This is a genomic window from Streptomyces sp. 2131.1 (assembly GCF_900105515.1).
GTDB lineage: Bacteria > Actinomycetota > Actinomycetes > Streptomycetales > Streptomycetaceae > Streptomyces > Streptomyces drozdowiczii.
Genome location: NZ_FNSY01000001.1, coordinates 4,479,256 through 4,504,330, shown reverse-complemented (window position 1 = coordinate 4,504,330; position 25,075 = coordinate 4,479,256). Strand labels below are relative to the sequence as shown.

The 25,075-nt window shown below is 70.8% G+C and carries 27 protein-coding genes; 12 read left to right on the top strand and 15 right to left on the bottom strand.

Annotation, left to right across the window (positions count from 1 at the left end):
* Positions 1–42 precede the first annotated feature (42 nt).
* From BLW14_RS20245 to clpS, 7 genes are all read right to left on the bottom strand, one after another.
* On the bottom strand, positions 43–993 hold the full coding sequence (locus BLW14_RS20245; protein WP_018517942.1) for a PLP-dependent cysteine synthase family protein: 951 nt from the start codon (positions 991–993) through the stop codon (positions 43–45).
* Positions 993–1,271 (bottom strand): MoaD/ThiS family protein, encoded by a 279-nt coding sequence (locus BLW14_RS20240; protein ID WP_018105612.1) that lies wholly within the window; start codon positions 1,269–1,271, stop codon positions 993–995. Before BLW14_RS20240 ends, BLW14_RS20245 begins: the two co-directional genes overlap by 1 nt.
* A gap of 127 nt (positions 1,272–1,398) precedes the next feature.
* Positions 1,399–1,527, bottom strand: coding sequence for a putative leader peptide (locus BLW14_RS35220; RefSeq protein ID WP_256333043.1), 129 nt, complete (start codon positions 1,525–1,527; stop codon positions 1,399–1,401).
* Positions 1,528–1,650: 123 nt separating this feature from the next.
* Positions 1,651–2,082 (bottom strand): M67 family metallopeptidase, encoded by a 432-nt coding sequence (locus BLW14_RS20230; RefSeq protein ID WP_093708639.1) that lies wholly within the window; start codon positions 2,080–2,082, stop codon positions 1,651–1,653.
* Positions 2,083–2,174: 92 nt separating this feature from the next.
* A complete protein-coding gene (locus BLW14_RS20225) occupies positions 2,175–3,623 on the bottom strand; it encodes an amino acid permease (protein ID WP_093708638.1) in 1,449 nt (482 codons plus the stop codon).
* A 317-nt stretch (positions 3,624–3,940) separates the two neighbouring features.
* A complete protein-coding gene (locus BLW14_RS20220; protein WP_093708637.1) occupies positions 3,941–4,525 on the bottom strand; it encodes a DUF2017 domain-containing protein in 585 nt (194 codons plus the stop codon).
* A gap of 69 nt (positions 4,526–4,594) precedes the next feature.
* A complete protein-coding gene (gene clpS, locus BLW14_RS20215; RefSeq protein WP_018517937.1) occupies positions 4,595–4,900 on the bottom strand; it encodes an ATP-dependent Clp protease adapter ClpS in 306 nt (101 codons plus the stop codon).
* A gap of 110 nt (positions 4,901–5,010) precedes the next feature.
* Between clpS and BLW14_RS20210 the strand changes: the two genes are divergently transcribed.
* Together BLW14_RS20210 and BLW14_RS20205 are read left to right on the top strand one after the other, a co-directional pair.
* Positions 5,011–6,339, top strand: a complete 1,329-nt coding sequence (locus BLW14_RS20210) for a nicotinate phosphoribosyltransferase (protein ID WP_093708636.1) — start codon at positions 5,011–5,013, stop codon at positions 6,337–6,339.
* A gap of 103 nt (positions 6,340–6,442) precedes the next feature.
* On the top strand, positions 6,443–7,027 hold the full coding sequence (locus tag BLW14_RS20205; protein WP_093708635.1) for an isochorismatase family protein: 585 nt from the start codon (positions 6,443–6,445) through the stop codon (positions 7,025–7,027).
* A gap of 25 nt (positions 7,028–7,052) precedes the next feature.
* Here the strand turns inward: BLW14_RS20205 and BLW14_RS20200 are convergent, their stop codons facing one another.
* Both BLW14_RS20200 and BLW14_RS20195 read right to left on the bottom strand, forming a co-directional pair.
* Complete coding sequence (locus BLW14_RS20200) at positions 7,053–7,388, bottom strand: hypothetical protein (RefSeq protein WP_177154037.1); 336 nt, start codon at positions 7,386–7,388, stop codon at positions 7,053–7,055.
* 124 nt (positions 7,389–7,512) lie between these two features.
* Positions 7,513–9,909 carry an immune inhibitor A domain-containing protein gene (locus BLW14_RS20195; RefSeq protein ID WP_093708633.1) on the bottom strand — a complete coding sequence of 799 codons (2,397 nt, stop codon included), beginning with the start codon at positions 9,907–9,909 and terminating at the stop codon, positions 7,513–7,515.
* Positions 9,910–10,278: 369 nt separating this feature from the next.
* Between BLW14_RS20195 and BLW14_RS20190 the strand changes: the two genes are divergently transcribed.
* Entirely contained in the window at positions 10,279–10,566 is a 288-nt protein-coding gene (locus BLW14_RS20190; protein ID WP_093708632.1) for a hypothetical protein, read from the top strand.
* Positions 10,567–10,572: 6 nt separating this feature from the next.
* On the opposite strand, the gene BLW14_RS20185 is transcribed toward BLW14_RS20190, so the two are convergent.
* Together BLW14_RS20185 and BLW14_RS20180 are read right to left on the bottom strand one after the other, a co-directional pair.
* Positions 10,573–11,235, bottom strand: coding sequence for an RDD family protein (locus BLW14_RS20185; RefSeq protein WP_093708631.1), 663 nt, complete (start codon positions 11,233–11,235; stop codon positions 10,573–10,575).
* A 71-nt stretch (positions 11,236–11,306) separates the two neighbouring features.
* Positions 11,307–12,785, bottom strand: coding sequence for an RDD family protein (locus BLW14_RS20180; RefSeq protein ID WP_093708630.1), 1,479 nt, complete (start codon positions 12,783–12,785; stop codon positions 11,307–11,309).
* A gap of 209 nt (positions 12,786–12,994) precedes the next feature.
* On the opposite strand from BLW14_RS20180, the gene BLW14_RS20175 reads away from it, so the two are divergent.
* The gene (locus BLW14_RS20175) at positions 12,995–13,471 is read left to right on the top strand and encodes an SsgA family sporulation/cell division regulator (RefSeq protein WP_093708629.1); all 477 of its coding nucleotides are present in this window, start codon (positions 12,995–12,997) and stop codon (positions 13,469–13,471) included.
* A gap of 20 nt (positions 13,472–13,491) precedes the next feature.
* On the opposite strand, the gene BLW14_RS20170 is transcribed toward BLW14_RS20175, so the two are convergent.
* The gene (locus BLW14_RS20170; protein ID WP_093708628.1) at positions 13,492–14,859 is read right to left on the bottom strand and encodes an FAD-binding oxidoreductase; all 1,368 of its coding nucleotides are present in this window, start codon (positions 14,857–14,859) and stop codon (positions 13,492–13,494) included.
* Between the two features lie 97 nt (positions 14,860–14,956).
* On the opposite strand from BLW14_RS20170, the gene BLW14_RS20165 reads away from it, so the two are divergent.
* Complete coding sequence (locus BLW14_RS20165) at positions 14,957–16,615, top strand: tetratricopeptide repeat protein (protein ID WP_093708627.1); 1,659 nt, start codon at positions 14,957–14,959, stop codon at positions 16,613–16,615.
* A gap of 60 nt (positions 16,616–16,675) precedes the next feature.
* On the opposite strand, the gene hppD is transcribed toward BLW14_RS20165, so the two are convergent.
* Entirely contained in the window at positions 16,676–17,821 is a 1,146-nt protein-coding gene (gene hppD, locus BLW14_RS20160) for a 4-hydroxyphenylpyruvate dioxygenase (RefSeq protein WP_093708626.1), read from the bottom strand.
* Positions 17,822–17,952: 131 nt separating this feature from the next.
* On the opposite strand from hppD, the gene BLW14_RS20155 reads away from it, so the two are divergent.
* From BLW14_RS20155 to BLW14_RS20125, 7 genes are all read left to right on the top strand, one after another.
* Positions 17,953–18,426 (top strand): Lrp/AsnC family transcriptional regulator, encoded by a 474-nt coding sequence (locus BLW14_RS20155; RefSeq protein WP_018100765.1) that lies wholly within the window; start codon positions 17,953–17,955, stop codon positions 18,424–18,426.
* 15 nt (positions 18,427–18,441) lie between these two features.
* The gene (locus tag BLW14_RS20150; RefSeq protein WP_018517924.1) at positions 18,442–19,089 is read left to right on the top strand and encodes an ABC transporter permease; all 648 of its coding nucleotides are present in this window, start codon (positions 18,442–18,444) and stop codon (positions 19,087–19,089) included.
* On the top strand, positions 19,082–20,338 hold the full coding sequence (locus BLW14_RS20145) for a betaine/proline/choline family ABC transporter ATP-binding protein (RefSeq protein WP_093708625.1): 1,257 nt from the start codon (positions 19,082–19,084) through the stop codon (positions 20,336–20,338). Before BLW14_RS20150 ends, BLW14_RS20145 begins: the two co-directional genes overlap by 8 nt.
* The gene (locus BLW14_RS20140; protein ID WP_093708624.1) at positions 20,335–21,204 is read left to right on the top strand and encodes an ABC transporter permease; all 870 of its coding nucleotides are present in this window, start codon (positions 20,335–20,337) and stop codon (positions 21,202–21,204) included. The genes BLW14_RS20145 and BLW14_RS20140 overlap by 4 nt, the downstream gene beginning before the upstream one ends.
* Entirely contained in the window at positions 21,201–22,181 is a 981-nt protein-coding gene (locus tag BLW14_RS20135; RefSeq protein ID WP_093708623.1) for a glycine betaine ABC transporter substrate-binding protein, read from the top strand. The genes BLW14_RS20140 and BLW14_RS20135 overlap by 4 nt, the downstream gene beginning before the upstream one ends.
* An 83-nt stretch (positions 22,182–22,264) precedes the next feature.
* Positions 22,265–22,879 carry a helix-turn-helix domain-containing protein gene (locus tag BLW14_RS20130; protein WP_093708622.1) on the top strand — a complete coding sequence of 205 codons (615 nt, stop codon included), beginning with the start codon at positions 22,265–22,267 and terminating at the stop codon, positions 22,877–22,879.
* A 14-nt stretch (positions 22,880–22,893) separates the two neighbouring features.
* Positions 22,894–23,094: a hypothetical protein gene (locus tag BLW14_RS20125; RefSeq protein WP_018517919.1), complete on the top strand. Its 201-nt coding sequence runs from the start codon at positions 22,894–22,896 to the stop codon at positions 23,092–23,094.
* A 35-nt stretch (positions 23,095–23,129) separates the two neighbouring features.
* On the opposite strand, the gene BLW14_RS20120 is transcribed toward BLW14_RS20125, so the two are convergent.
* Both BLW14_RS20120 and BLW14_RS20115 read right to left on the bottom strand, forming a co-directional pair.
* A complete protein-coding gene (locus tag BLW14_RS20120) occupies positions 23,130–23,909 on the bottom strand; it encodes a S16 family serine protease (RefSeq protein ID WP_093708621.1) in 780 nt (259 codons plus the stop codon).
* A 102-nt stretch (positions 23,910–24,011) separates the two neighbouring features.
* Positions 24,012–24,653: an IclR family transcriptional regulator gene (locus tag BLW14_RS20115; protein WP_018517917.1), complete on the bottom strand. Its 642-nt coding sequence runs from the start codon at positions 24,651–24,653 to the stop codon at positions 24,012–24,014.
* Between the last annotated feature and the right edge of the window lie 422 nt (positions 24,654–25,075).

Genomic DNA, 25,075 nt, shown 5'->3' with positions numbered 1-25,075 from the left:
GATTGAGGAGCGGAGGTCCGGGGGCAGCGCCCCCGGAACGGGTCACGCCCAGAGCTGTCCCTGCAGCGTGGCGATCGCCGCCTCGGTGGTCGGCGCCGTGTACACGCCCGTGGACAGGTACTTCCAGCCGCCGTCGGCGACGACGAAGACGATGTCCGCGCTCTCCCCGGCCTTCACCGCCTTGTTGCCGACCCCGATCGCGGCGTGCAGTGCCGCCCCGGTGGAGACGCCCGCGAAGATGCCCTCCTGCTGGAGGAGTTCGCGGGTGCGGGTGACGGCGTCCGCGGAGCCGACGGAGAAGCGGGTGGTGAGGACGGAGGCGTCGTAGAGCTCTGGGACGAAGCCCTCGTCGAGGTTGCGGAGGCCGTAGACGAGGTCGTCGTAGCGCGGCTCGGCGGCGACGATCTTGATGCCCTCGACGTGTTCGCGCAGGTAGCGGCCGACGCCCATGAGGGTGCCGGTCGTGCCGAGGCCGGCCACGAAGTGGGTGACGGACGGGAGGTCCGCCAGGATCTCGGGGCCGGTCGTGGCGTAGTGGGCGCCCGCGTTGTCGGGGTTGCCGTACTGGTAGAGCATCACCCAGTCCGGGTGCTCGGCCGAGAGCTCCTTGGCGACGCGGACGGCGGTGTTGGAGCCGCCGGCAGCCGGGGAGGAGATGATCTCGGCGCCCCACATGGCGAGCAGGTCGCGCCGCTCCTGGGAGGTGTTCTCGGGCATGACGCACACGATGCGGTAGCCCTTGAGCTTGGCCGCCATGGCGAGGGAGATGCCGGTGTTGCCGCTGGTGGGTTCGAGGATGGTGCAGCCGGGGGTGAGCCGGCCGTCCTTCTCGGCCTGCTCGACCATGTGGAGCGCGGGGCGGTCCTTGATCGAGCCGGTGGGGTTGCGGTCCTCCAGCTTGGCCCAGATGCGGACGTCGTCCGAGGGTGACAGCCGCGGCAGGCGGACGAGCGGGGTGTTGCCCACTGCGGCGAGCGGGCTGTCGAAGCGCATCAGTTCATGCCGCCGGCGACGGCCGGGAGGATGGTGATGCTGTCGCCGTCGCTGAGCTTGGTGGAGATGCCGTCCAGGAAGCGGACGTCCTCGTCGTTCAGGTAGACGTTGACGAAGCGGCGCAGCTGGTCGCCGTCGACGATCCGCTCCCGGATGCCGGTGTGGCGGCTCTCCAGGTCCGTGAAGAGGTCGGCGAGGGTGTCCCCCTGGCCCTCGACGGCCTTGGCGCCGTCGGTGTAGGTGCGGAGGATGGTCGGGATGCGGACCTCGATGGCCATGGCGTGGGCTCCTGTCGAAGCTGAGTGGTGGCGGTGGGCGTGGGGCGTGCGGCTCTGCCCCCGCGCGGGGGTCGGTACGTGGTGCGGTGGCGCCCGGCCGGTCGGCGGCGCCGGGCCGTGGCCCGGCTCAGGCCTCGCGGCCGGCGGCGGGCCGGTGGTTCGTACAGATCGCGCTGGAGAGGCGGCACAGGTCGACGTGCAGGCGCGCCACGAGCAGCGAGCCCGGCGTCTTGTCACTCACGTCATGGGGAACCATGCGGTCATCGTATCGATTCCCGGCCGGGGATTCGGAGTGTGATCTCACCTGGTGGATGGTGGGCGTTCGCTGGGTGGACAGGGCCGGGGTGTGCGCGGCCCCGTCCACCCGCTGCGGGAGTGGTCAGGCCGCCGGGTACGCCTCGACGACCGCGACCTCCTCCTCGGTGATCTCGCCGTCCACGATCCGGTACGAGCGGAACTGGAAGGGGCCGGCGTCGTCGGTGTCCGCGGTGGAGACGAGGACGTAGTGGGCGCCGGGCTCGTTGGCGTACGTGACGTCGGTGCGCGAGGGGTAGGCCTCGGTCGCGGTGTGCGAGTGGTAGACGATCACGGGCTCCTCGTCGCGGTCGTCCATCTCGCGGTAGAGCTTGAGCAGGTCGGCCGAGTCGAACTCGTAGAACGTGGGTGAGCGGGCGGCGTTGAGCATGGGGACGAAGCGCTCGGGGCGGCCACTGCCGGCGGGTCCGGCGACGACGCCGCACGCCTCGTCGGGGTGGTCGGCGCGGGCGTGCGCGACGATCTGGTCGTACAGCGTCTGGGTGATGGTCAGCATGGCGCCCAGGATAGGACGACGGGCCCCCGCGTACCGAGGAGTGGTACGCGGGGGCCCGTATCGTGAAACGTCGCTGGTGGGGGCTGTACGAATCAGCGCTTGACGCGCTCCGCGAAGGCCTTGCCCTCCGGGTTCCTGGACTTGAGGACCAGGTAGGAGACGCCGAGGATCAGGGCCCACAGCGGGGCGCAGTAGAGCGAGATCCTGGTGTCCTTGTCGATGCCCATCATGACGATGACCACGGCGATGAACGCGAGGGCGAAGCCGCTGGTGTACGGGGCTCCGGGGGCACGGAACGAGGACTGCGGGAGCAGTCCGCGGTCGGCGAGGCGGCGGTAGCGGATCTGGCTGATGAGGATCATGATCCAGGCCCACATGCCGGAGATGGTGGCGAAGGAGACGACGTAGGTGAAGGCGTCGCCGGGCCACTGGTAGTTGACCCACACGCCGACGAGCATGAGCGCGGCGGAGAACGTGGTGCCGATGAGCGGGGTGCCGCTGCGGGTGAGCCGGGTGAAGAACTTCGGGCCCTGGCCGTTGAGCGCGAGGTCGCGCAGCATGCGGCCGGTGGAGTACATGCCGGAGTTGCACGAGGAGAGCGCGGCGGTCAGGACGACGAAGTTGACGATGCCGGCGCCGACGCCGAGGCCCATCTTCTTGAAGGCTTCCACGAACGGGGAGACGCCGGGCGAGAACTCGGTCCAGGGCACCACCGAGAGGATCATGATCAGCGCGCCGACGTAGAAGACGGCGATGCGCCAGGGCACGGTGTTGATGGCCTTGGGCAGAACGGTCTTGGGGTCCTTGGACTCACCCGCGGTGACGCCGACGAGTTCGACGGCGAGGAAGGCGAACATCACGATCTGCAGGGTCATCAAGGTGCCCTTGATGCCGTGCGGGAAGAAGCCGCCGTCGGACCACAGGTGGGTGACGCTCGCGGTGTCACCGGCGTCGGAAAAGCCGAGGGTGAGGATTCCGGCGCAGATGAGGATCATGCCGACGATGGCGGTGACCTTGACCATCGAGAACCAGAACTCCAGCTCTCCGAAGAGCTTTACGGAGATGAGGTTCACGCCGTAGAGAATGAACGTGAAGACCAGGGCCGAGACCCATTGTGGAATGTCGAACCAGAACGTCATGTACTGGGCGGCCGCGGTGACTTCGGTGATTCCGGTGACGACCCAGAACAGCCAGTACGTCCAGCCGGTGACGTAGCCCGCGAAGGGGCCGATGAATTCGCGCGCGTACTCCGAGAAGGAGCCCGAGACCGGGCGGTACATGAGGAGTTCGCCCAGGGCGCGCATGATGAAGAAGATGACCAGGCCTGCTATGGCGTAGGCCAGGATGAGGCTGGGTCCGGCCTTGGCGATGGCCTTGCCGGCGCCGAGGAAGAGCCCGGTGCCGATGGCCCCGCCGATCGCGATCATCTGGATCTGGCGGGCGCCGAGTGCTCTCTGGTAGCCCTCGGCGGAGGTGGTGGCATCCGCGGCTGCGGCGTGCGGGCCGTTCTGCCCCTTGTCGTCGATCTGCGCCGATGTCATGTGGTTGCGCCTTTCTCCACGCCGATCCGCGCCTTGCGGCCGCGGATCAGGTCCTGATCCCCCCGGATACGGATGGAGTGCCGCCGGTGGTTACCGGCTGATAGCGCCTACCCGGGAACATGGGTGGCGTTCCCGGGTGGTCGTGAAGATTTATCACGGGCACAACGGTGGTTCGACGGACGTTCTGTGGCGCACACCACAAGTAAAAGCGGACAAGGCGGAACGGGCGCTGCAAAAAAGACCGTTCAGGTGATGCGATCGTTATTCGGATTTGAGTGTCCGTTGAGCGAACAGCGTGACGGTGCGGGCACCGTGCGTCACGGCATCAGTGTCTCGACCAGGGTTTCCTGGAGGGCGCCGAGCCAGAGATAGGCCATGACCATGGGCTTTCGGGGGTCGCTGTCGGGGAGCCGGTAGAGCGAGCCCTCCTCGCCCTCGTCCTCGTCGCTGACCTCCAGGCGGGTGCCGATGGTCAGCCGGAGGTCGTTGAGCGAGCCGAGCCAGTTGCGGCACTCGTCGGCGGTGAGGGTGAGCACGGCCGCGCCATCGCCTGCCGGCGTCAGGGCGTCGAGCGTGCGTACGACGACGAGCGCGTCCTCGCGCTTGCGGGTGCGCAGGTCGTTCTCGGTGAAGCGGCGGAATTCGGAGGAGGCGGCGCGCAGTTCGTCGTCGCCGTCGCCGTACGCCTCGGGGAAGAGGCGGGCCAGGGCCGGGTCGGTGGGCGGTTCGCTGGGACCCTCGGCGAAGAGGGCGGCGAGCGGGTCCTCGCCGGCGGCGGGCTCGTCGCCGGGGCCGATGAGCTCGAGGAGCTGGACGGCGAGGGAGCGCAGGATCGCGATCTCCACCTCGTCGAGCGCGACGGCCGCGCCGCCGCCGGGGGTGGCCTCGAAGTGGCCGGCCATGGGTTCTCTCCGATGATGGTCGGGCGGCGCCGGAAGGGGCGTGCGAAAAGGGCCGTGCGGATGCCGGTGCTAGTTGCGGTCCTGGGTGAGCGTGGCCCACAGCCCGTAGCCGTGCATGGCCTGGACGTCGCGTTCCATCTCCTCGCGGCTGCCGCTGGAGACGACGGCGCGGCCCTTCTGGTGGACGTCGAGCATCAGCTTGTGCGCCTTGTCCTTGGAGTAGCCGAAGTACGCCTGGAACACGTAGGTCACATAGCTCATGAGGTTGACCGGGTCGTTGTGGACCAGCGTCACCCAGGGGACGTCGGGCTCGGGGACGACGAGGTGGTCCTCGGCCGATTCGGGACGTTCGATCTCTGTAGGGGCGACGCTCACCTACCCCATGCTGCCACTCGTAGTGGTCCATCGCACAAACGGCCCCCTCGCCGCGCCGCCCCCGGACCCCCATCTCGTCACTTTGACGAAATAGGGGTAGCATCCGCGGCATGAAATCTGCGGACCTCGGGCGACGGGTCGGTGTGCCGTCGACAGCGCTCTTCACCGACCAGTACGAGCTCACGATGGTGCAGGCCGCGCTGAAGGCCGGCACGGCCGGCCGGCGCTCGGTCTTCGAGGCGTTCACCCGCCGGCTGCCCGAGGGGCGGCGCTACGGCGTCGTCGCGGGCATCGGGCGGGTCCTGGACGCGGTGGAGAACTTCCACTTCGACGAGGAGATGCTCGGCTTCCTGCGCGACCAGTCGATCGTGGACGGGCCGACGCTGGACTACCTGGCGGACTACCGGTTCGGCGGGGACATCTGGGGCTACCCGGAGGGCGAGGTGTACTTCCCGGGCTCGCCGATCCTGCGGGTCGAGGGGTCCTTCGCCGAGTGCGTGCTGCTGGAGACGGTGATCCTGTCGATCCTCAACCACGACTCGGCCATCGCCGCCGCGGCCTCGCGGATGTCGGCGGCGGCGGGCGGGCGCGGGCTGATCGAGATGGGGGCGCGGCGCACCCACGAGCTCTCGGCGGTCGCCTCGGCCCGTGCGGCGTACATCGGCGGCTTCGACACCACGTCGGACCTGGCGGCCGGGTTCCGCTACAACATCCCGACGGTCGGGACGAGCGCCCACGCCTTCACCCTGCTGCACGACTCGGAGAGCGACGCGTTCCGGGCGCAGGTGGACTCGCTGGGGCGCGGTACGACGCTGCTGGTGGACACGTACGACGTGGCGACGGCGGTCCGCACGGCGGTCGAGATCGCGGGGCCCGAGCTGGGCGCGGTACGGATCGACTCCGGGGACCTGCTGCTGGTCGCCCACCGGGTGCGCCAGCAGCTGGACGAGCTGGGCGCCACGGAGACGAGGATCGTGGTGACCTCGGACCTGGACGAGTACGCCATCGCCTCGCTGGCCGCCGCGCCGGTGGACGCGTACGGAGTGGGCACGCAGCTGGTGACCGGCAGCGGGCACCCCACGTGCTCGATGGTCTACAAGCTCGTCGCCCGCGCCGGCTCGTCGGACCCGGCGGACGAGCTGCGGCCGGTCGCGAAGAAGTCGATGGGCGCGAAGTCCTCGAAGGGCGGCCGCAAGTGGGCCGCGCGCCGGCTGGACGAGGAGGGCGTGGCCGAGGCCGAGGTGATCGGCACCGGTCCGGTGCCCGAGGAGCTGGCGGGCCGGCAGCTGCTGGTGGAGCTCGTCCGGGGCGGCGAGGTGGTCGCGCGGGAGCCGCTGGACGCGGCGCGCGAGCGCCACATCGCGGCGCGGGCGGGACTGCCGTTGTCGGCGATGCAACTTTCGCGGGGCGAGGCGGTTATCCCCACGGAGTACGTGTGAGGAGAGAGCCGAGGGCCGGACGGGCTTGATTGCCTCCACGGAATCTCTAGGCTCGGGGCCATCCCCGTACGTACCGCTCCCCCACTCCCCGAAGGAACCCCGCATGCACCGCGCCTTGATCGTCGTGGACGTTCAGAACGACTTCTGTGAGGGCGGGAGCCTCGCCGTGGCGGGGGGTGCCGATGTCGCCGCCGCCATCACGGACCTGATCGGCGAGAGCCGTCCCTCCTACCGGTACGTGGTGGCGACCCGGGACCACCACTTCGATCCCGGGGACCACTTCTCGACGGCCCCGGACTTCGAGCACTCCTGGCCGCCGCACTGCGTGGCCGGTACGGAGGGCGTGGGCTTCCACCCCAATTTCGCGCCGGCCGTCGCCTCGGGGGCGATCGACACCGTGTTCGACAAGGGGGCCTACGCGGCCGCGTACAGCGGCTTCGAGGGGCTCGACGAGAACGGCACCGGGCTCGCCGCCTGGCTGCGCGAGCACGACGTGACCGAGGTCGACGTGGTCGGCATCGCGACCGACCACTGCGTGCGGGCGACCGCGCTGGACGCCGCCCGCGAGGGCTTCGCCACGCAGGTGCTGCTCGACCTGACCGCGGGTGTCGCCGAGGCGACGACGGAGCGGGCGCTGGCCGAGATGCGCGGCGCGGGCGTGACGCTCACGGGCAAGCCGGTCGTCTGAGCCCCGGAAGCCCCCAGAGCCGCCCCTAGGGAGCCGGGACCGCCGGTGCGGCGGGCCTGAGCAGAGCGCGGATGGGGTGCCAGAGCTCCTGCGCGCAGCCGGGTCTCGCGCGCCACAGGACGCCGTCGGGGTGGTGCAGGACGGCGGTGATCTCGTCCGGGGTGGGCGGCTCGGCGTTGCCGCGCAGGTAGACGGAGCGCAGGCCCAGGTTGCGCAGCCGGGTCAGGGCGCGGGGCCGGTTGGCCGCGTGCACCAGGACCCGGACCGGGGAGCCCGGTCCGGGGCCCTCCGCCGGGCTCGGCAGGGTGATCGCGACGACCACGCTGCCGTTCGGCAACTTGCTGAATCCTCCGCCTGCCATGCGTACGAGCTCCCCCGTGAGACATCGTGTCAATAAGAAAGTGAACAGAGGCACCTAAACACGATCGGCCGCCGCCCGCTAGGGGGCGACGGCCGATCACGTTGTGACCTGCGGTGATGTGGTTCTACCGGTGCGAGGAGCTCACCAGGACGCTCATGGTGGAGCCGCTGAGCGGCTCGCTCACGATCGTGATCCGGGTGTTGGTGTCAGGAACCTTGACACTCCCGGTCGGGTTCTCCTTGTACCAGTAGGTGCCCTTGTGGTCGTCGAAGACCGGGACGCCGAGCTGCGGCTTGATCTTCGTCGTCACATCGGCCTTGTGCAGCGTGAGGCCGTCCGTCGGGTACCAGCTGAACGGGGCGTCGAAGGGCTGGATCTTGTTGCGGATGACCGTGCCGTCCGCCCACTTCAGCGGCTTGGCGTGCGCGTCGACCGGCAGGATCAGACCCTCGCCGGGGTGCTGCGAGACGTTGTTGTCGGTCTGCGAGGTGTCCCACAGCCAGACGAGCAGGCCGTTCTGGTACGGGAAGTGCTCGACCCAGTCCGGACGCGTCGTGGAGAAGCCGAAGTTGTACGGGCCGGTCTTCAGCGTCTGGTCGTAGCTGACGTACTGGCGGTTCTCCGCGATGTAGTACTGCGGGTAGTCCTTGGTGAACGTCGAGCCGACCCGCGAGAAGCCCTTGACGGTCCAGCCGTTGTCGCCGCTCTCGGCGTTGTCGGTGAAGAGCGCGGCGCCGTCGGCGGTCACCGAGATGGTGTCGGCCGCGAAGCCCACGCCGCCCGCGCCGCCGTCGGTGGCGTAGCGGAAGCGGATGTCGATCTTCTTGCCCGCGTAGGCGTCCAGCGGGTACGAGAGCTTCTTGTACGCGCCGGAGACGTCGGTCAGGGCCGGCTTGTCGCTGGCGTCGCGCGGGATCGGCTGACCGTCGGCGGTGCCGTCGATCGCGGTCCAGCTGCTGCCGCCGTCGGTGGACACCTCGGTGTAGAGGTAGTCGTAGTCGGCCTCGATGTCCCACCAGCCCTGGAGGTCCAGGGACGCCTTGGACCTGCCGGTCAGGTCGACCGGGCGGGACAGCGTGTTGCTGAGGTTGTCACCCATGTCGCTCCACCACTGCGTGGCGCCCTCGGCGGGCGTCGTGACGGCGGTGGTGACGGGCTTGTCGGGCAGCGTGACGACGAGCGCCTGCTTGTTCTTGGTGTTGTACTCGGACACGCCCAGCTTGTGGAGGGAGGTCTTCGCGGCCTTGGCCTCGGCGTAGTTGAGCCAGCCCAGCTGGAGCTTGTCCCAGGCGGTCATGTCGCCGGGCAGGTCGCCGATGCTGTCCTTGCCGGTGCCGAGCCAGGAGCCCGCCGACATCAGCGACCAGAAGCCGACCGAGTTCTCGGCGGTGTTGGTCGTGTCGTACAGGTCCGGGAGGCCGAGGTCGTGGCCGTACTCGTGGGCGAAGACACCCAGGCCGCCGTTCTCGGGCTGCGCGGTGTAGTCGCCGACCCAGATGCCGGTGTCACCGATCTGGGTGCCGCCGGCCTTGTTGTTGGCCGGGCCGGTGGCGCCGGCGTTGGTGCCGTACGCGTACCAGCGGTGCGCCCAGATGGCGTTGGTGCCCTCGACGCCGCCGCCGGCCGACTCGTCCTCGCCCGCGTGCACGATCTGGAAGTGATCGATGTAGCCGTCGGGCTCGTTGAAGTCGCCGTCGTTGTCGTAGTCGTAACGGTCCCACTGGTCGTACTGGGCGAGGTCCGTCTTGATCTGCTCGGGCGTACGGCCCTTGGCCTTCTGGTCGGCGGCCCAGGCGTTGACGCCGTCCCTGACCATGTCCCAGGCGTTGCCGCAGTTGGTCGAACCGCAGTAGTTCGAGCCGTAGCGCGCCTCGTTGTAGGGGACCTTGACCCAGTCGGAGACCTCGCCGTCGACCGAGTAGCGGCCGGAGGAGGTCTTCTCGTAGTACGTCTTCAGCGAGTGCTTGCCCGCGCCCGTGCCGAAGTACAGCTCCTGGAAGTGGGCCTGGTTGTAGTCGGCCTGCCAGGCGGTGCTGTTGTCCTTCTTCGGGTCGGGCTTGGCTATCTTGTTGTGCAGCGGGCCAGGCGTGCCGCCGTACTTCTTGACGGGGGGCTTGGGGCCCGCGCCGTCCGGGTCGTACATGGTCGTGTCGTCGACCTGGTCGCCGAACTCCACCAGCACGGTGAAGATCTTGTCGGTCTTCTCACGGCCGAGCTCGACGTACTTCTTGCTGTCTAGCTTGACGACCTTGGAGCCCCCGCGCGACGTCACCTTCTTGTCGCCGGATATGACCTGCTCCAGGGCGGCCTGGCGCTGAGCGGCCTGCTGCTCGCTGTAGGGGCCCTCCAGGTCGTGGTCGTTGCCCTTGGCCGACCCCGGGTCGCGGCGGTCGACGGAAGCAGGGGCGCCTGACGCCCGGTCATCTGCCTGAGCGGTGGCGAAGGCGGATGCGGTGGCGGCGGTCGCGGCCATGGCCACGACAACCGCTCCGGTCCGAAGCGCCCGTCTCTTAATGATCACTTGATGCAGTCCTCCCCGGCGCCCGCAGCGACGGCCCGGGAGGTGGAGAGGCCGCGCGCGGAACGCGTCACAAGTGACGACATTCGACCGGAGTTACGGAAGAAAAGACAGACCTTGACTTGAACACAGCAAGTGCACTATGCAGGAGCGTCGTTCCGGTATCCGGACGAAGCACCACCCATCCACCGGCGCGTCAGATGCCTGTCCGGGCGCATGAAATGACTCCGTGCGCCCCCCATGCACCGGTACTGTGGGTTAGGTTACGCTTACTATCCGTTCCTCGCGGGCATCCACCGTCGTAGAGTCGCTTGACAGTGCGACCGTGTCGAGAGACCGCCCATCCGACGTCCCGAGGACGGAAAAGAAGCCATGCCGCGACCCACTGCCGCACAGCTCTCCTACGGTTCGGTCACCGTCGTCTTCTCGACCCTGGCCATGTTGCTGCTGTTCCGTACCAGTTCGGGCATCGGCATCGCCGCCGTCTCCACGGCCGCGCTCGTCCTCGGGCTGGTGGTGTCCGTGACCGTACCCACGAAGCCCCGCCGGCACACGGCGAAGGCGGCGCGTACGAGCACCCCGGTGTCTTCGCACCGTGGCACCGCACCCGCCGCCCGCACCGGGGAACGCGCCCCCGTCTCCGCGCAGAGCTGGCGCTGACGGCGGTCAGTTGACCATGACGACCACCGTCCTGGCCGCCTTGTCCTGGAGGCCCTGGCGGTACGGCTTGTCCGTGAACATGAGCACGATGTTGATGAGCCACCACAGGCACGGGCAGCACAGCAGCGCGGGCAGCCACAGCACCACGGCCCGCATGAACGCCGCCCCGGTGTCCGGCACCCGGCCGTCGTTGAGCATCGCGACCCGCATCTTGAACAGCCGCTTGCCGAGCGTGCGGCCGTCCTTGTGCGTGAAGTACGTGTCATACGCGACGTAGACGACGAGGCCGATCAGCGACCAGAGCAGCTGATGCCCGCTGTAGGTCTGCGCGAAGACGTCGCTGACGTCGTCGTTGCCGTTGCTGTCCGACACCTCGACCGCGCCGCCCCAGGGCAGCGAGATCAGATACAGCGGGATCGAGATGATCAGGAAGTCGATCAGCCGGGCCAGGATGCGCTTGCCCGGTTCGGCGAGCGGCGGCATCCCCGCGAGCGGGTCCGCCCCGCCGTACGGTCCGCCGCCCCCGTAGGGCCCCGGGTCGTACGGCGGCGGGGGCGGCGGTGCGCCGTAGGGCGAGCCGGACGACGGCGGCGGCTGGTCCCCGGGCGGCCGCTTCCGGAAGGGGTCGTCCTCGGGCGGCTGACCGGGCGGCGGCTGATCGTTGCTCATGGGGGCAGTGCATCGCGGGGGCCGGGCCCCCGCAACGGCTCAGGTGCGTTCGGGGGACGGCGCGGGGGGTGTCAGCCCGCGACGAAGGTGCGCGCCGCCTTGTCGTGCCAGCACTGGCGCCACGGCCGGTCGATCAGGCACCACAGGACGCCGGCCACCCCGACGAGCAGGATGCCCGGCACCGCGTACACCAGCCACCGGCGCAGCGCGGCCCCGAAGCCGGGCGCCTCGTGGGACTCCATGTCCCGTACGTCGATCCCGCACAGCTTCTTGCCGAGCGTACGGCCCCACTTCGCGGTGGGCAGCGCGTCGAGCAGTACGCCCAGCACGAGGAACACCCCGAGCAGCGCACCGCCCAGCGCGGTCGTGGTGGAGTCCAGCAGCCACACGGTGACCGTCTCGCCGGACAGCTTGGCCGCGTCGATCTTGTCGTCGATGTGGTCGGCGGCCCGGGCGGCCAGCGGCACGGCGGCCGCCGCGGTGAGCGCGCCGAGCACCACGCTGTCGATGAGCCGGGCGGCGAACCGCTTGCCGAGCGGGGCGGGGCGCCCGGAGGCCCGGGCCGCGGCGAGCCGCTGGAAGTGGTCGTCGACGGGGGGCTTCCACGGCGCGGGTTGCGCCTGCGGCGCGGGTGCCGGGGCCTGGTGCGCGGGTTGCGCCTGCGGCGCGGGCGCCGGGGCCTGGTGCGCGGGTTGCGCCTGCGGCGCGGGCGCCGGGGCCTGGTGCGGTACGGGGTGCGGATGCGCCTGCGGCGCGGGGGCCGGTTGGCTCACGGGGCCCTGCTGCCCCCAGGGGGCGCCGGGGGCGGGTCCGGTCTGCGGGGGCGGTACGGGGGTGGGCGCGGCGGGGAGCGCCGTTGGGCGCGGGGCCGCGTCCAGGGCGCGGATGGTCAGGGTGCCGTCGGTGGCGGGCTTTTCACCGGCCGGCCGACGCAGGGCGCGGATCGCGACGGTCTTCTCGGGTGCGGCGTCCGCCGGGCCGCGGTCCGCACGCTCGCCGGACCCCGGCATGCCGGTTCCGTCCTCAATCGCCGGACGGGCTTGATCGGGCTGGACGACCTCGTCAGCCCCAGCCGGACGGGCCTGAGGTGGCAGGACGGCCCCGTCATTCTCAGCCCGTCCGGCGTTTGAGGACGGAACCCTCGGGTCGGGGGTCCGGGCGGCTGGGGGCGTGGTGGCGGCCGGGGCGCGGTCGGCTGACTCCGGCGTGCCGGTTCCGTCCTCGATCTCCGGACGGGCCCGATCGCCCGGGCCGCCCCAGGAGACGCGGCGGTCGCGGTCGCCGCCGAAGCCGGCCTGGCGGGTGGCGTCGGCCTGCCAGGCGGTCGCGGGTTCGGGGCGCCCCTCCCCGTCCGGCCGGTCGTCGAGGAACACCGGGCCGGTCTCCTCGACCGCGGCCGGGGCCGTCCCGTCCTGCGGCGGGGCCGGGCGGCTGGTGCCGGGTACCCAGGAGGCGCCGTTCCAGTAGCGGACGTAGCCGGGGATGGACGGGTCGGGGTAGTACCCCTCGCGGGGGCTTTCGTCACCGGGTGCCGGGGTTGGGGCGCTCATCACCGTGGTCCCGTATCTCTTCGAGGCCTCATACAGGAGTCCACATCTATCAGACAGGCACGTATCCCCGGGCGTGTCCGGGGGTTTGGCCCACTTTCCGGTCACGCCGAAATTTTTTTCCCGAAGTCGCGTAATGGATGGCGTGGAGGGCGCTCTCACTCGTGCGGGCCGGTCGTGGGACCGGCTCCGGACAACGGAAGGACGCCCTCATGCACACCGTCGTGGAACGCGAGCTGGAGCTCAAGCTGGTTCTGTCGCCCGAGCGCAGCATCCCCGTACCGGCCAGGCTGACGTACCGCACGGAGGACCCGTACGCCGTGCACATCACCTTCCACATCACCTCGGACTCGCCGGTGTACTGGACGTTCGCCCGCGATCTGCTGGTGGAGGGGGTGTTCCGGCCGTGCGGGCAGGGCGATGTGCGGATCTGGCCGACCAAGGTGGACGGGAACAGCGTGATCTGCGTGGCGCTGACGTCCCCGGACGGCAACGCCCTGCTGGAGGTGCCGTCGGCGGCGGTCGCGGTGTGGGTGGAGCGGACGCTGCGGGTGGTCCCGCCGGGTACGGAGGCCGGGCGGCTCGGCATCGACGAGGGGCTGGCCGAACTCCTCGCGCCGCTGCCGGCCGACGACCTGTGGATGAGCGACCCGTGGCCGTCGGACGAGTCGCAGGACGGGGAGAGTTGAGAGGCGTGGGCCCGGCCGGGTCAGAACACCTTGCCCGGGTTGAGGAGCCCGAGCGGGTCGAACGCCTGCTTGATGCCCCGGTGCAGCTCCACGCTCACCTCGCCGAGTTCGCGCGCCAGCCACTCCTTCTTCAGGACGCCCACGCCGTGCTCGCCGGTGATCGTGCCGCCGAGGGCGAGGCCGAGGGCCATGATCTCGTCGAAGGACTCCCGGGCCCGCCGGGACTCGTCGGCGTCGGCTGGGTCGAAGCACACGACGGGGTGGGTGTTGCCGTCGCCCGCGTGGGCGCAGACGCCGATGGTGAGGCCGTACTTCCCGGCGATCTCCGCCGTGCCCTCCAGCATGGCGCCGAGCCGGGAGCGCGGTACGCACACGTCGTCGATCATCGTCGCCGGCTTGACGGTCTCCAGCGCGGTCAGCGACATCCGCCGGGCCTGGAGGAGCATCTCGGACTCGGCCGCGTCCTCGGCCGGTACGACGGCGGTGGCGCCGGCGGCGGTGCACAGGGCGCCGACGGCGGCGAGGTCGGCGGCCGGGTCCGGGGTGTCGAAGGCGGCGAGCAGCAGGGCCTCCGTGGTCTCGGGGAGGCCCATGTTCGCCATGCGGTTGACCGCCTGGACGGTCGTGCGGTCCATCAGTTCGAGGAGTGACGGGGTGTGGCCGCTCTCCATGATCCGGCAGACCGCGTCGCAGGCGCCCGCCGCGTCGGCGAACTCGGCGGCGAGGACGAGCTGCCGGGGCGGCCGGGGCTTGAGGGCGAGGACGGCCTTCACGACGATGCCGAGGCTGCCCTCGGAGCCGACGAAGAGGCGGGTGAGGTCGTATCCGGCGACGCCCTTGGCGGTGCGGCGGCCGGTGGTGAGCAGGCGCCCGTCCGCGAGGACGACGTCGAGGCCGAGGACGTATTCGGCGGTGACCCCGTACTTCACGCAGCACAGGCCGCCGGAGGCGGTGCCGATGTTGCCGCCGATGGTGCACATCTCCCAGCTGGAGGGGTCCGGCGGGTAGTAGAGCCCGTGCTCGTCGACGGCACGGGACAGTACGGCGTTGACGACTCCGGGCTCGACGACGGCGATGCGGTCGACGGGGCTGATCTCCAGGATGCGGTCCATCTTGACCAGGGAGAGCACGATGCAGCCGTCGGTGGCGTTGGCCGCGCCCGACAGGCCCGTGCGGGCGCCCTGGGGGACGACCGGGACGCGCAGCGCGGTGGCGGTGCGCATGACGTGCTGGACCTGCTCGACGGTGCGCGGGAGCGCGACGACCGCGGGCGTGCCCGCCTCGCAGAAGCTCGCCATGTCGTGGGCGTAGGAGGCCGTGACGTCCGGGTCGGTGATCAGGGCCTCGGCCGGGAGGCCCGCCCGCAGGAGTTCGAGGAGATCGTCCATGATCCAAGCGTGGCACCCGGGCCCATTGGTGTGAACCCGTCTGCGGTGGCGATCCCAAGACGCGGTGCGATCTTCATACTGACGCACAGTGAGCGGCATGGAACTCACGCCTCAGCAGCCCCCGAGGGCCCCCGGGCCCGAGAACTCCTTCGACACCGACTGGCCCGCCCCCGACGCCCCCGTGCCGGACCCCGCGTCCCTGGCCGAGCCCCCGCCCCCCACGATGCGCACGACGCTGCGCCGGGCCGCGTTCGGCATGGTGGCGGGCGCGGTCCTGGTGACGGGCGCGGTGGTCGCGGTGCCCGACGACGACACGGACGCGGCGCCGCCCCTCCCCGGCCCGGTCTCGCGCGCGATGACCGCGACGGCCGCCGGCTCCCCCGCCTCGCTCCCCGATCTGACGGCGCTCATCGCGGACAGGCAGAAGTGGGTGGGCACGCACCCCTCGGACGCGCCCGCCTGGGCGGTGCTGGGGTCGGCGTACGTGGAGCGGGGGCGGCGGGCCGCGGACCCGGCGTACTACGCCCGGGCCGAGCAGGCCCTGAAGCGCTCGCTGGACGTGCGGCCCGGTGAGAAGGGCAACACGGCCGCCTGGGTCGGGCTGGCCTCGCTCGCCAACGCCCGCAACGACTTCGTGACGGCGAAGAAGTGGGGCGAGACGGTCCGGGCGCGGCAGCCGAAGGAGTGGACGGTCTACCCGGAGCTGATCGACGCCTACAACGGCCTAGGCGACCGAAAGTCGGCGATCACCGCGGTGGAGAAGTTCACCGAGCTGCGGGCCGGGGTGCCCGCGCTGGGCCGGGCGGCCGAGATGTACCGGGACCGGGGCTGGCGCGAGGACGCGCTGGCCACCGCGCAGGACGCGGCGAACCGGGCGGGCACGCCCGCGGAGAAGGCCGCCTGCCTGACCCGGCTGGGCGAGCTGGCCTGGGAGCGGGGCGAGCCGAAGGAGGCCGTGGCCCAGTACGGGGCGGCGCTGCGCGTCGACAAGGGCCATCACCCCGCGCTCGCCGGGCGGGCCCGCGCGCTCGCGGCCCTCGGCCGCACCGACGACGCCGTGCGGGACTACCAGGCCGCCCTGGCCAAGTCGCCGCGCCCGGCGTACCTGCTGGAACTGGGCGAGCTGTACGAGTCGCTGGGGCTCGACGGGGACTCGGTGGGCCAGTACGAGAAGCTCCGCGCCGCGCTGGAGCGGGGCACGGCGCGCGGGGTGGACGAGTCGCTGACGCTGGGCCGCTTCGAGGCGGCGCACGGGGACGCGGACGCGGCGGTGGAGCTGCTGCGGGCGGAGTGGGAGCGGGGGCACCGCAGCGCGGCGGTGGCCGACGCGCTGGGCTGGGCGCTGCACCGGTCGGGCGACTCGGACGCGGCGGTGGAGTACGCGCAGCGGGCGGTGGACTCGGGCGGGCAGAACGCCTCGTACGCGTATCACCTGGGCATGGTCCAGCGCGCGGTGAACGACTACGGGCCGGCCCGCCGCCAGTTGGAGGCGGCGCTGCGCACCAACCCGAAGTTCTCGCCGCTGGACGCGCCGCTGGCGCGGGAGGCGCTGGACAGCCTGGGCGAGCCCCCGGCGGGCGGCCCGGCGGACATGCAGCCGCCACCGGCGCCGGAGCCCGCACCGCAGGCCCCGGCGCCTCAGCAGCAGCCCGCGCCTGCGGGTCCGCAGAGGCAGCAGGCGGTGCCGGCTCCCCCGTCGGCCGCCCCGCAGGCCCCCGTACAGCCGTCGGCCGCGCCTTCGGCGGCCGGGCGCTGACGTACGGAACGACGAGGGGCGGGCCGGAATCCGGCCCGCCCCTCACTCGTGCGCTGCGGGTCAGAGGTTGCCGCGCTTCTCCTGCTCGCGCTCGATCGCCTCGAACAGGGCCTTGAAGTTGCCCTTGCCGAAGCCCATCGAGCCGTGGCGCTCGATCATCTCGAAGAAGACGGTCGGGCGGTCCTGGACCGGCTTGGTGAAGATCTGCAGCAGGTAGCCGTCCTCGTCGCGGTCGACGAGGATCTTCAGCTCGCGCAGGGTCTCGACGGGCACGCGGGTCTCGCCGGCCCACTCGCCGAGGGTGTCGTAGTACGAGTCCGGGGTGTCGAGGAACTGGACACCGGCGGCGCGCATCGCCTTCACCGAGGCGACGATGTCGTTCGTGGCGAGCGCCATGTGCTGGACACCGGCGGCGCCGTAGAACTCCAGGTACTCGTCGATCTGCGACTTCTTCTTGGCGATGGCCGGCTCGTTGATCGGGAACTTGACCTTGAGCGTGCCGTCCGCGACGACCTTCGACATCAGGGCGCTGTACTCGGTCGCGATGTCGTCGCCCACGAACTCCTTCATGTTCGTGAAGCCCATGACCTTGTTGTAGAACGCCACCCACTCGTTCATCCGGCCGAGCTCGACGTTGCCGACGCAGTGGTCGATGGCCTGGAAGAAGCGCTTGGCCGGCGGCTCGACGATCGGGTTCGCGGCGACGTAACCCGGCAGGTACGGGCCGTCGTAGCCGGAGCGCTCGACCAGGGTGTGGCGGGTCTTGCCGTACGTGGCGATGGCGGCGCGCACGACGGTGCCGTGCTCGTCCTTCGTCTCGTAGGGCTCCTCGATGCCGGTGGCGCCGTGCTCGACGGCGTACGCGTACGCCGCGCGGGCGTCCGGGACCTCGATGGCGAGGTCGATGACGCCGTCGCCGTGCGCGGTGACGTGGTCCTCCAGGAAGTGGCCCCAGTCGGAGGACGCCTTGACGACGGAGGTGAGGACGAAGCGGGCGGAGCCGCTGGTGAGCACGTAGCTGGCGGTCTCGCGGCTGCCGGTCTCCGGGCCGGAGTAGGCGACCAGCTTCATGCCGAAGGCGGTCGAGTAGTAGTGCGCGGCCTGCTTGGCGTTGCCCACGGCGAAGACGACGGCGTCCATCCCCTTGACGGGGAAGGGGTCGGCCTGCCGGGACGTCTCGGGGGTGTTGTGCATCGTCTCTGTCATGCCCAGAGGTTCCCGCCGCTCCGCAAGGTGCGCAACAGTTCCCGTAATCACTGGTCAACCTGTACAGCGGCTGGCCATGATGGCCGGGCTATCTGTACATGGTGCCCATCACACCGCCCCCGGAGGCCGGCATGGCGATCGACCGACTCGACGGACGGCTCATCGTGCTGCTCGCGCGTGAACCCAGGATCGGCGTCCTGGAGGCGTCGCGCAGGCTGGGCGTGGCACGCGGGACGGTCCAGGCCCGTCTGGACCGCCTTCAGTCGAATGGCGCCATCCGCGGATTCGGCCCGGACGTCGATCCGGCGGCCCTCGGCTATCCGGTCACCGCGTTCGCGACGCTGGAGATCAAACAGGGCCAAGGCGCCGACGTACGGGCGCACTTGAGCGGCGTGCCGGAGGTCCTGGAGCTGCACACCACCACGGGGCACGGGGACATGCTGTGCCGGCTCGTGGCCCGGTCCAACGCGGATCTCCAGCGGGTGATCGACCGGGTTGTCGGATTTGATGGCATCGTCCGGGCCTCCACGGCGATCGTCATGGAGAACCCCGTGCCGCTGCGCGTCATCCCGCTCGTGGAACAGGCGGCGCGGGACACCGACTGAGCCGGGGAGTGACGGGTGAGCTTCTGGGAGTACGTGGCCAACCGCCACCAGCAGTTGCTCACCGACGCCTTCCAGCACGTCAGCGCGGTCTTCCAGTGCATGGTCATCGCGACCGTGCTCGGTGTCCTGATCGGGGTCGTCAGCTACCGCAGCGGCTGGGGCTCGTCCGTCGCGATCACCTCGACGGCGACCGTGCTGACCATCCCGTCCCTCGCCGCCATCGGTCTGCTGATCCCGCTGGTCGGCCTCGGGGTCGCCCCCACCGTGATCACCCTGACGCTGTACGGGCTGCTGCCCGTCGTCCGCAACTCGATCGTGGGCCTGCGCGGCGTCGACCCCGCCCTGGTGGACGCCGCGAAGGGCATCGGGATGTCGCGGACCGCGCGGCTGTTCAAGGTGGAGCTGCCGCTGGCCTGGCCGCCGATCCTGACCGGCATCCGGGTCTCCACGCAGATGCTGATGGGGATCGCCGCCATCGCCGCGTACGCCTCCGGGCCCGGCCTCGGCAACGAGATCTTCCGGGGCATCGCCTCGCTGGGCAGCGCCAACGCGATCAACCAGGTCCTCGCGGGCACGCTCGGCATCGTCGTCCTCGCCCTGCTCTTCGACGCCGCGTACGTCCTGCTGGGCCGGCTCACCATCCCCAGGGGGATCCGTGTCTGAGACCGCGAGCGAGACCGTGCCGGAGCCGAAGGCCACCTCCGGCGCCGCCATCCAGCTGGAGAACCTGTCCAAGCGCTACCCGGGCAACCCGAACCCCGCCGTGGAGAACGTCTCCATGGAGATCAAGGCCGGCGAGACCGTGATCTTCGTGGGCCCGTCCGGCTGCGGGAAGTCCACCACGCTGAAGATGATCAACCGGCTGATCGAGCCCACCTCGGGCCGGATCCGGATCGACGACGAGGACGTCACCGACATCGACCCGGTGAAGCTGCGCCGGAAGATCGGGTACGCGATCCAGTCGTCCGGCCTCTTCCCGCACATGACGGTCGCCGAGAACATCGCCTTGGTCCCGAAGATGGTGGGCTGGTCCAAGTCCCGGGTGAAGGACCGGGTGGAGGAGATGCTCGACCTGGTCGGCCTGGACCCGCGCGAGTTCCACGGCCGCTACCCGCGCGCGCTCTCCGGCGGCCAGCAGCAACGCGTGGGCGTGGCCCGGGCACTGGCCGCCGACCCGCCGGTGCTGCTGATGGACGAGCCGTTCGGCGCGGTCGACCCGATCACCCGCGACCACCTCCAGGACGAGCTGATCCGGCTCCAGCACGAGCTGCACAAGACGATCGTCTTCGTCACCCACGACTTCGACGAGGCGATCAAGCTGGGCGACCGGATCGCGGTGCTGCGGGAGCGGTCGCACATCGCGCAGTTCGACACCCCGGAGGCCATCCTCACCAACCCGACGGACGACTTCGTCTCCGGGTTCGTCGGCGCGGGCGCGGCGCTGAAGCGGCTCAACCTGACCCGGGTGCGGGAGGTGGAGATCGCGGACTTCCCGACCGTGACGGTGGACGACCCGCTCCAGGAGATCTTCAACAAGCTGCGCAGCGGTTCGCACAACGAGCTGCTGATGCTGGACCGCCGGGGCCGCCCCTACAAGTGGCTGCGGCGCGGCGACCTGATGCGCGCCCGGGGCTCGCTCGCGCGGGCCGGGCAGCTGGTCCACGACACGGTGACCAGGGACGCCACGCTGCACGACGCGCTGGAGGCGGTGCTCACGGACAGCGGCGGGCGGGTCGCGGTGACCGGGCGGCGCGGGGAGTTCACCGGGGTCGTCGACATGCACACCCTGATGAACTCGGTGCACGAGCTCCTGGAGGCGGACCGGCTGGCCGCCATCGAGCACCAGCACGACCTGGAGGAGCTGCGCGTCCACCAGACCTCCGAGGAGCTGGAGGGCGGTGCGGGCGCATGACCCCCGACTCCCCCTCAGGGTCCTCCCGCGCGCGCCCGCCGGGCGAGCACGACGTGAAGGGACACGCCTTCCGCGACGAGGAGGCGGAGGAGGAACAGCAGCCCGTCCCGCAGCCGGCGAAGCCGCCGCGCCGGATCACCTGGCGCAAGCTCGTGGTGCTCCCGGCGTCGCTCGCGGTGGTGCTGGTACTCACGTACGTCTGGATCAACAACGTCCACCTGGACTCGATCGCGGAGAACTCGCTGGCCGGGGACACGGTCGAGGTGCGCTGGTGGCAGCACGTGAGGCTGACCGCGATCTCCACGTTCTGGGTGCTGATCATCGCCGTTCCGCTGGGCATCGCGCTGACCCGGCGCGGTCTGAGCAGGGCCGCCCCGGTGGTCACGGCGATCGCCAACATCGGGCAGGCGACCCCGGCGATCGGTCTGCTGGCCCTGCTGGTGATCTGGCTCGGCATCGGCCCGTCCACGGCGATCACCGGCATGGTGATCTACGCGGTGCTGCCGGTGCTCTCCAACACGGTCGCCGGACTCAAGGCGATCGAGCCGAGCATGGTGGAGGCGGCGCGCGGCATCGGGATGTCGGCGATGGGCACCCTGACCCGGGTCGAACTCCCCCTGGCCGTCCCGCTGATCCTGGCCGGGGTCAGGACCGCGCTGGTGCTGAACGTGGGCACGGCGACCCTGGCGACCTTCGGGGGCGGCGGCGGGCTGGGCGACCTGATCACCTCGGGCATCCAGACCCAGCGCATGCCGGTCCTGGTGCTGGGCTCGGTCCTGACGGTGGTGCTGGCGCTCCTGGTGGACTGGCTGGCCTCGCTGGCCGAGGTGGCGCTCACCCCGCGCGGCCTGGAGGTGGGGCGATGAGGACGCGGCGGACGCGCGCGGCTCTCGCGGCGGGGGCGGCGCTGTCCCTGGCGCTGGCGGGGTGCGGGCTGAAGAGCGGGTCCCCGATGGTGGACGACGTGGTGCCCGGGTCGGTCGGGCAGGGGCAGCCGCTGGAGGGCGCCTCGCTGACCGTCACCTCGAAGAACTTCAGCGAGAACATCATCCTGGGCCAGATGATCGGACTGATCTTCAAGGCGGCCGGCGCGGAGGTCCTCGACCGGACGAACCTGCCGAGCTCCATCAGCGCCCGCGAGGCGGTCATCCAGGGCGACGCGGACGCCGAGTACGAATACACGGGCACTGGCTGGATCACGTACCTCGGGCACGCGAAGCCGATCAAGGACCCGATGGAGCAGTGGAAGGCGGTGCGGGACGCGGACCTGAAGAACGGGGTGACGTGGCTGCGGCCGTCCACCCTGAACAACACGTACGCGCTGGCCATCAGCCGAAAGAACAACGCCAAGTACCACCTGCGGACGCTCTCCGACGTGGCCGCCCTGGCGAAGAAGAACCCGTCGGCGGTGACGGTCTGCGTCGAGAACGAGTTCGCCTCGCGCGACGACGGGCTGCCCGGCATGGAGAAGGCGTACGGGATGTCCCTGCCGGCCTCCAGCATCCGCAAGATGGACGCGGGGATCATCTACACCCAGGTCTCCAAGTCCGGCTCCTGCCTGCTCGGCGAGGTCTTCACCACGGACGGCCGGATCAAGGCGATGAACCTGGACGTGCTGGAGGACAACAAGCACTTCTTCCCCAACTACAACGCGGCGCCCGTCGTCCACACCCCGACGCTGGAGAAGTACCCGGAGATCGCCGGCCTCCTCGACCCCCTCAGCAAGCGCCTGAACACGGAGGTCGCGCAGGACCTGAACGCCCGGGTGGACGTGGACGGCCAGGACCCGCACGAGGTGGCGAAGGACTGGCTGATCGAGGAGGGGTTCATCAGGAAGGGGTGAGGGCCGGGCGGGCCGGAGAGAGTTACAAAGATTCTTTGCAAAGTCCTGTTGCAAAAGTCTCTTTGCAACTCTACGGTGGAGCCATGTCACCGAACGAACCGCACAACGACGACCACAGCGCGACGGCAGCCGAGCTCGATTTCCTCCGCATCGACGCCCGCGCCCTGCGCGGGCTCGCCCACCCCCTGCGGATCCGCCTGCTCAACGCCCTGCGGGAGCACGGCCCCGCCACCGCGTCCGGCGTCGCCGAGCGGCTCGGCGAATCCAGCGGTGCCACCAGCTACCACCTGCGGCAGCTGGCCTCGTACGGCTTCGTCGAGGACGACCCGACGCTCGGCAAGGGCCGCGAGCGCTGGTGGCGGGCTTCCCACGCCGGCACCGCCTTCGACTCCGAGCTGATGCACGACGCCGACCCCGAGGTACGCGGCGCCATGGGCGTCGTCCTCCACGAGGTGGCGACGATCCACGCCCAGGAGCTGAGCACCTGGCTGGGCACGATGCACGAGTGGTCCCGCGAGTGGTACGAGGGCTCGAGTCTCAGCGACTTCAAGATCCGGCTCACGCCCGAGCTCTCCCGCGAACTCGCCGAGAAGGTCCACGAGCTGATCGACACGTACCGCGGACGCGTGCCCGAGGGCACCGAGGGCTCCGCCGTCGTCCGCACCCACCTGCACGTCTTCCCGCGCCGCACCGACTGAAGGGAACGATCGCCATGAACCCCGAGACCCACCTCGCCCCGTACCGCGTCCACTCCCCCGAGATGCGCCTCCACGTCCGCGAGCTCCGCCTCGCCCGCCGCACCGCCCTGCGCAGGAAGCTGCGGAACAGGCTGGGCTGGACCATCGTCGAGGTGGGCATGCGCGTGCTTCCCGCCGGTTCCGGCCGCCCGGCCGGCGCCCCTCGCGCCGTCTGACGGCCCGCAGCTCAGCAGCTCAGCAGCTCAGCAGCTCAGCAGCTGGGGACCTTGCCGCCCCGGTCCAGGGCGCGCAGCGAGTTCACCGCGTCCTTCAGCGTCGTGACCGGGATCAGGCGCAGCCCCTTCGGCAGTTCGGACTTCGCCTCCGAGCACTCCGCCTTCGGTACGAGGAAGACGGTCGCCCCGTCCCTCCGGGCAGCCTGCGTCTTGAGCGAGACCCCGCCCACCGCGCCGACGCCGCCGTCCGCGTCGATCGTGCCCGTGCCCGCGACGGTGCGGCCGCCGGTGAGGTCACCGCCCGAACCGTCGCCGTCCAGCTTGTCGACGATCCCCAGCGCGAAGAACAGTCCGGCGCTGGGACCGCCCACGTCCGCCAGGTGCAGGGTGATGTCGACGGAACCGGGCCCCAGGCCCAGGTAGTTCAGCGCGGCGTCCGCGGCGGCGTCCTGGGACTTCGTCATGTCGTCCAGGTTGTGCTGCTCGATCTCCTTCTCGGAGCCGCCCGTCGGGTAGACGGAGTCGTGGGGCAGCACGGCCCGGTCCGTACGGAACCAGCTGTCGACGACGTCCCCGATGCCGACGTCCTCCTTGGGGCCCGTCGCCACGATCGTCGTCATCCGCAGCTCGCCCTCGGTGGGGCGGGTCGGGGCGCCCTTGATGCTGATCACGGGGGTGCCGTGGTCGTCCCCCAGCACGTTCGCGGTCGTCCCCGGCTGCGCGAGCGTGAACGGCAGCGGCGCGAAGGCGGCTACGCCGAGGAGGGCCACGACGGGGAGGGCGGCGAGGGCGAGGGCGCGGGGCGGTGTGAACACGCGCCCAATCTAACGTCCGGCGCCCCGGACCGGGCCGTCCGGGCAGTCCAGCCCGTCCGGGCTGGGCATGGCCGGGCGGGACGGCCCCCGTGGCGCACCGCGTCAGCGAAGCGCGTCAGCGACCTCACGGGCCGCATCGATCACCCGCGGCCCCACGCGTTCCGGGACGGAGTCCGCCAGCATGACCACGCCGACACTGCCCTCCACGCCGGTCACGCCCATCAGGGCCGCCGCCGCGCCGCTCGCGCCGGCTTCGAGTTCGCCGTGGGTGAGGGTGAAGGCGGTCTCACCGACCGGCTTCCGGCGGGCGGCGAGAATCGCCCGGCCGGCGGCGCCCCGGTCCAGCGGGTGGCGGAAGCCCGCGCGGTAGGCCACGTGGTAGTCGGTCCAGGTCGGTTCGACGACCGCGACCGCCAGCGCGTCCGAGCCGTCGACCAGCGTGAGGTGGGCGGTGGCCCCGATGTCCTCGGCCAGCGAGCGCAGTGCCGGCAGCGCGGCCTCCCGTACGAGCGGATGGACCTGGCGGCCCAGGCGCAGCACGCCGAGACCGACCCTCGCCCGGCCGCCCAAGTCGCGCCGGATCAAGGTGTGTTGTTCCAGCGTGGCGAGCAGACGGTAGACCACGGTGCGGTTGACGCCGAGTTTGTTGGACAACTCGGTGACCGTCAGACCGTGGTCGGTGTCGGCGAGCAGTTTGAGGACGCGAAGTCCCCGGTCGAGCGTCTGGGAGGTTTCCGCGGTCACGACGCCCTCTCCCTCCATGGGTGAGCGGCGGCGGCTGTCCCGTGGGATGTGCGCCACCCGTCCCGGGGCGACGCACGGAGAGGCCGCCGGCCTGGCCAAGGCACCGGCTGCGCTCCGCGGCCACATTGCCACGGGGCGTTCACATTTTTGGGACAGTAGCGAGCGAGTCCGCTCAGCGGAAGACCTCGTCCAGAATCCGGTCGCCTCCGGAAACCGGGTTGCGCCGGGCGCGCATAAGTGCCGGTCAGCGGCGCGCGAACGGTTCCGGTCACATCTACGCGCGTCCATGTCGGCCGACTCGTCCGCGACGCTCCGTAGTCCGTATGTGAACCACGGTTAACTCACCGTGAAAATTTTTTCGTCCGAACACCGGATCGACGAGGCCCCGGCCCCCTCGCGAGGAGGGTGCCGGGGCCTGTGGT

What these genes read in the sequence shown, in the direction of transcription:
- BLW14_RS20155 (WP_018100765.1), top strand. Translation starts at nt 17,953, where the DNA reads ATGGCGATCGACCGACTCGACGGACGGCTCATCGTGCTGCTCGCGCGT.
- BLW14_RS20170 (WP_093708628.1), bottom strand. Translation starts at nt 14,859, where the DNA reads ATGGACGATCTCCTCGAACTCCTGCGGGCGGGCCTCCCGGCCGAGGCC.
- BLW14_RS20135 (WP_093708623.1), top strand. Translation starts at nt 21,201, where the DNA reads ATGAGGACGCGGCGGACGCGCGCGGCTCTCGCGGCGGGGGCGGCGCTG.
- BLW14_RS20245 (WP_018517942.1), bottom strand. Translation starts at nt 993, where the DNA reads ATGCGCTTCGACAGCCCGCTCGCCGCAGTGGGCAACACCCCGCTCGTC.
- BLW14_RS20125 (WP_018517919.1), top strand. Translation starts at nt 22,894, where the DNA reads ATGAACCCCGAGACCCACCTCGCCCCGTACCGCGTCCACTCCCCCGAG.
- BLW14_RS20130 (WP_093708622.1), top strand. Translation starts at nt 22,265, where the DNA reads ATGTCACCGAACGAACCGCACAACGACGACCACAGCGCGACGGCAGCC.
- BLW14_RS20165 (WP_093708627.1), top strand. Translation starts at nt 14,957, where the DNA reads ATGGAACTCACGCCTCAGCAGCCCCCGAGGGCCCCCGGGCCCGAGAAC.
- BLW14_RS20210 (WP_093708636.1), top strand. Translation starts at nt 5,011, where the DNA reads ATGAAATCTGCGGACCTCGGGCGACGGGTCGGTGTGCCGTCGACAGCG.
- BLW14_RS20180 (WP_093708630.1), bottom strand. Translation starts at nt 12,785, where the DNA reads ATGAGCGCCCCAACCCCGGCACCCGGTGACGAAAGCCCCCGCGAGGGG.
- BLW14_RS20200 (WP_177154037.1), bottom strand. Translation starts at nt 7,388, where the DNA reads ATGGCAGGCGGAGGATTCAGCAAGTTGCCGAACGGCAGCGTGGTCGTC.
- BLW14_RS20230 (WP_093708639.1), bottom strand. Translation starts at nt 2,082, where the DNA reads ATGCTGACCATCACCCAGACGCTGTACGACCAGATCGTCGCGCACGCC.
- BLW14_RS20225 (WP_093708638.1), bottom strand. Translation starts at nt 3,623, where the DNA reads ATGACATCGGCGCAGATCGACGACAAGGGGCAGAACGGCCCGCACGCC.
- BLW14_RS20185 (WP_093708631.1), bottom strand. Translation starts at nt 11,235, where the DNA reads ATGAGCAACGATCAGCCGCCGCCCGGTCAGCCGCCCGAGGACGACCCC.
- hppD (WP_093708626.1), bottom strand. Translation starts at nt 17,821, where the DNA reads ATGACAGAGACGATGCACAACACCCCCGAGACGTCCCGGCAGGCCGAC.
- BLW14_RS20205 (WP_093708635.1), top strand. Translation starts at nt 6,443, where the DNA reads ATGCACCGCGCCTTGATCGTCGTGGACGTTCAGAACGACTTCTGTGAG.
- BLW14_RS20175 (WP_093708629.1), top strand. Translation starts at nt 12,995, where the DNA reads ATGCACACCGTCGTGGAACGCGAGCTGGAGCTCAAGCTGGTTCTGTCG.
- BLW14_RS20220 (WP_093708637.1), bottom strand. Translation starts at nt 4,525, where the DNA reads ATGGCCGGCCACTTCGAGGCCACCCCCGGCGGCGGCGCGGCCGTCGCG.
- BLW14_RS20190 (WP_093708632.1), top strand. Translation starts at nt 10,279, where the DNA reads ATGCCGCGACCCACTGCCGCACAGCTCTCCTACGGTTCGGTCACCGTC.
- BLW14_RS35220 (WP_256333043.1), bottom strand. Translation starts at nt 1,527, where the DNA reads ATGGTTCCCCATGACGTGAGTGACAAGACGCCGGGCTCGCTGCTCGTG.
- BLW14_RS20240 (WP_018105612.1), bottom strand. Translation starts at nt 1,271, where the DNA reads ATGGCCATCGAGGTCCGCATCCCGACCATCCTCCGCACCTACACCGAC.
- BLW14_RS20140 (WP_093708624.1), top strand. Translation starts at nt 20,335, where the DNA reads ATGACCCCCGACTCCCCCTCAGGGTCCTCCCGCGCGCGCCCGCCGGGC.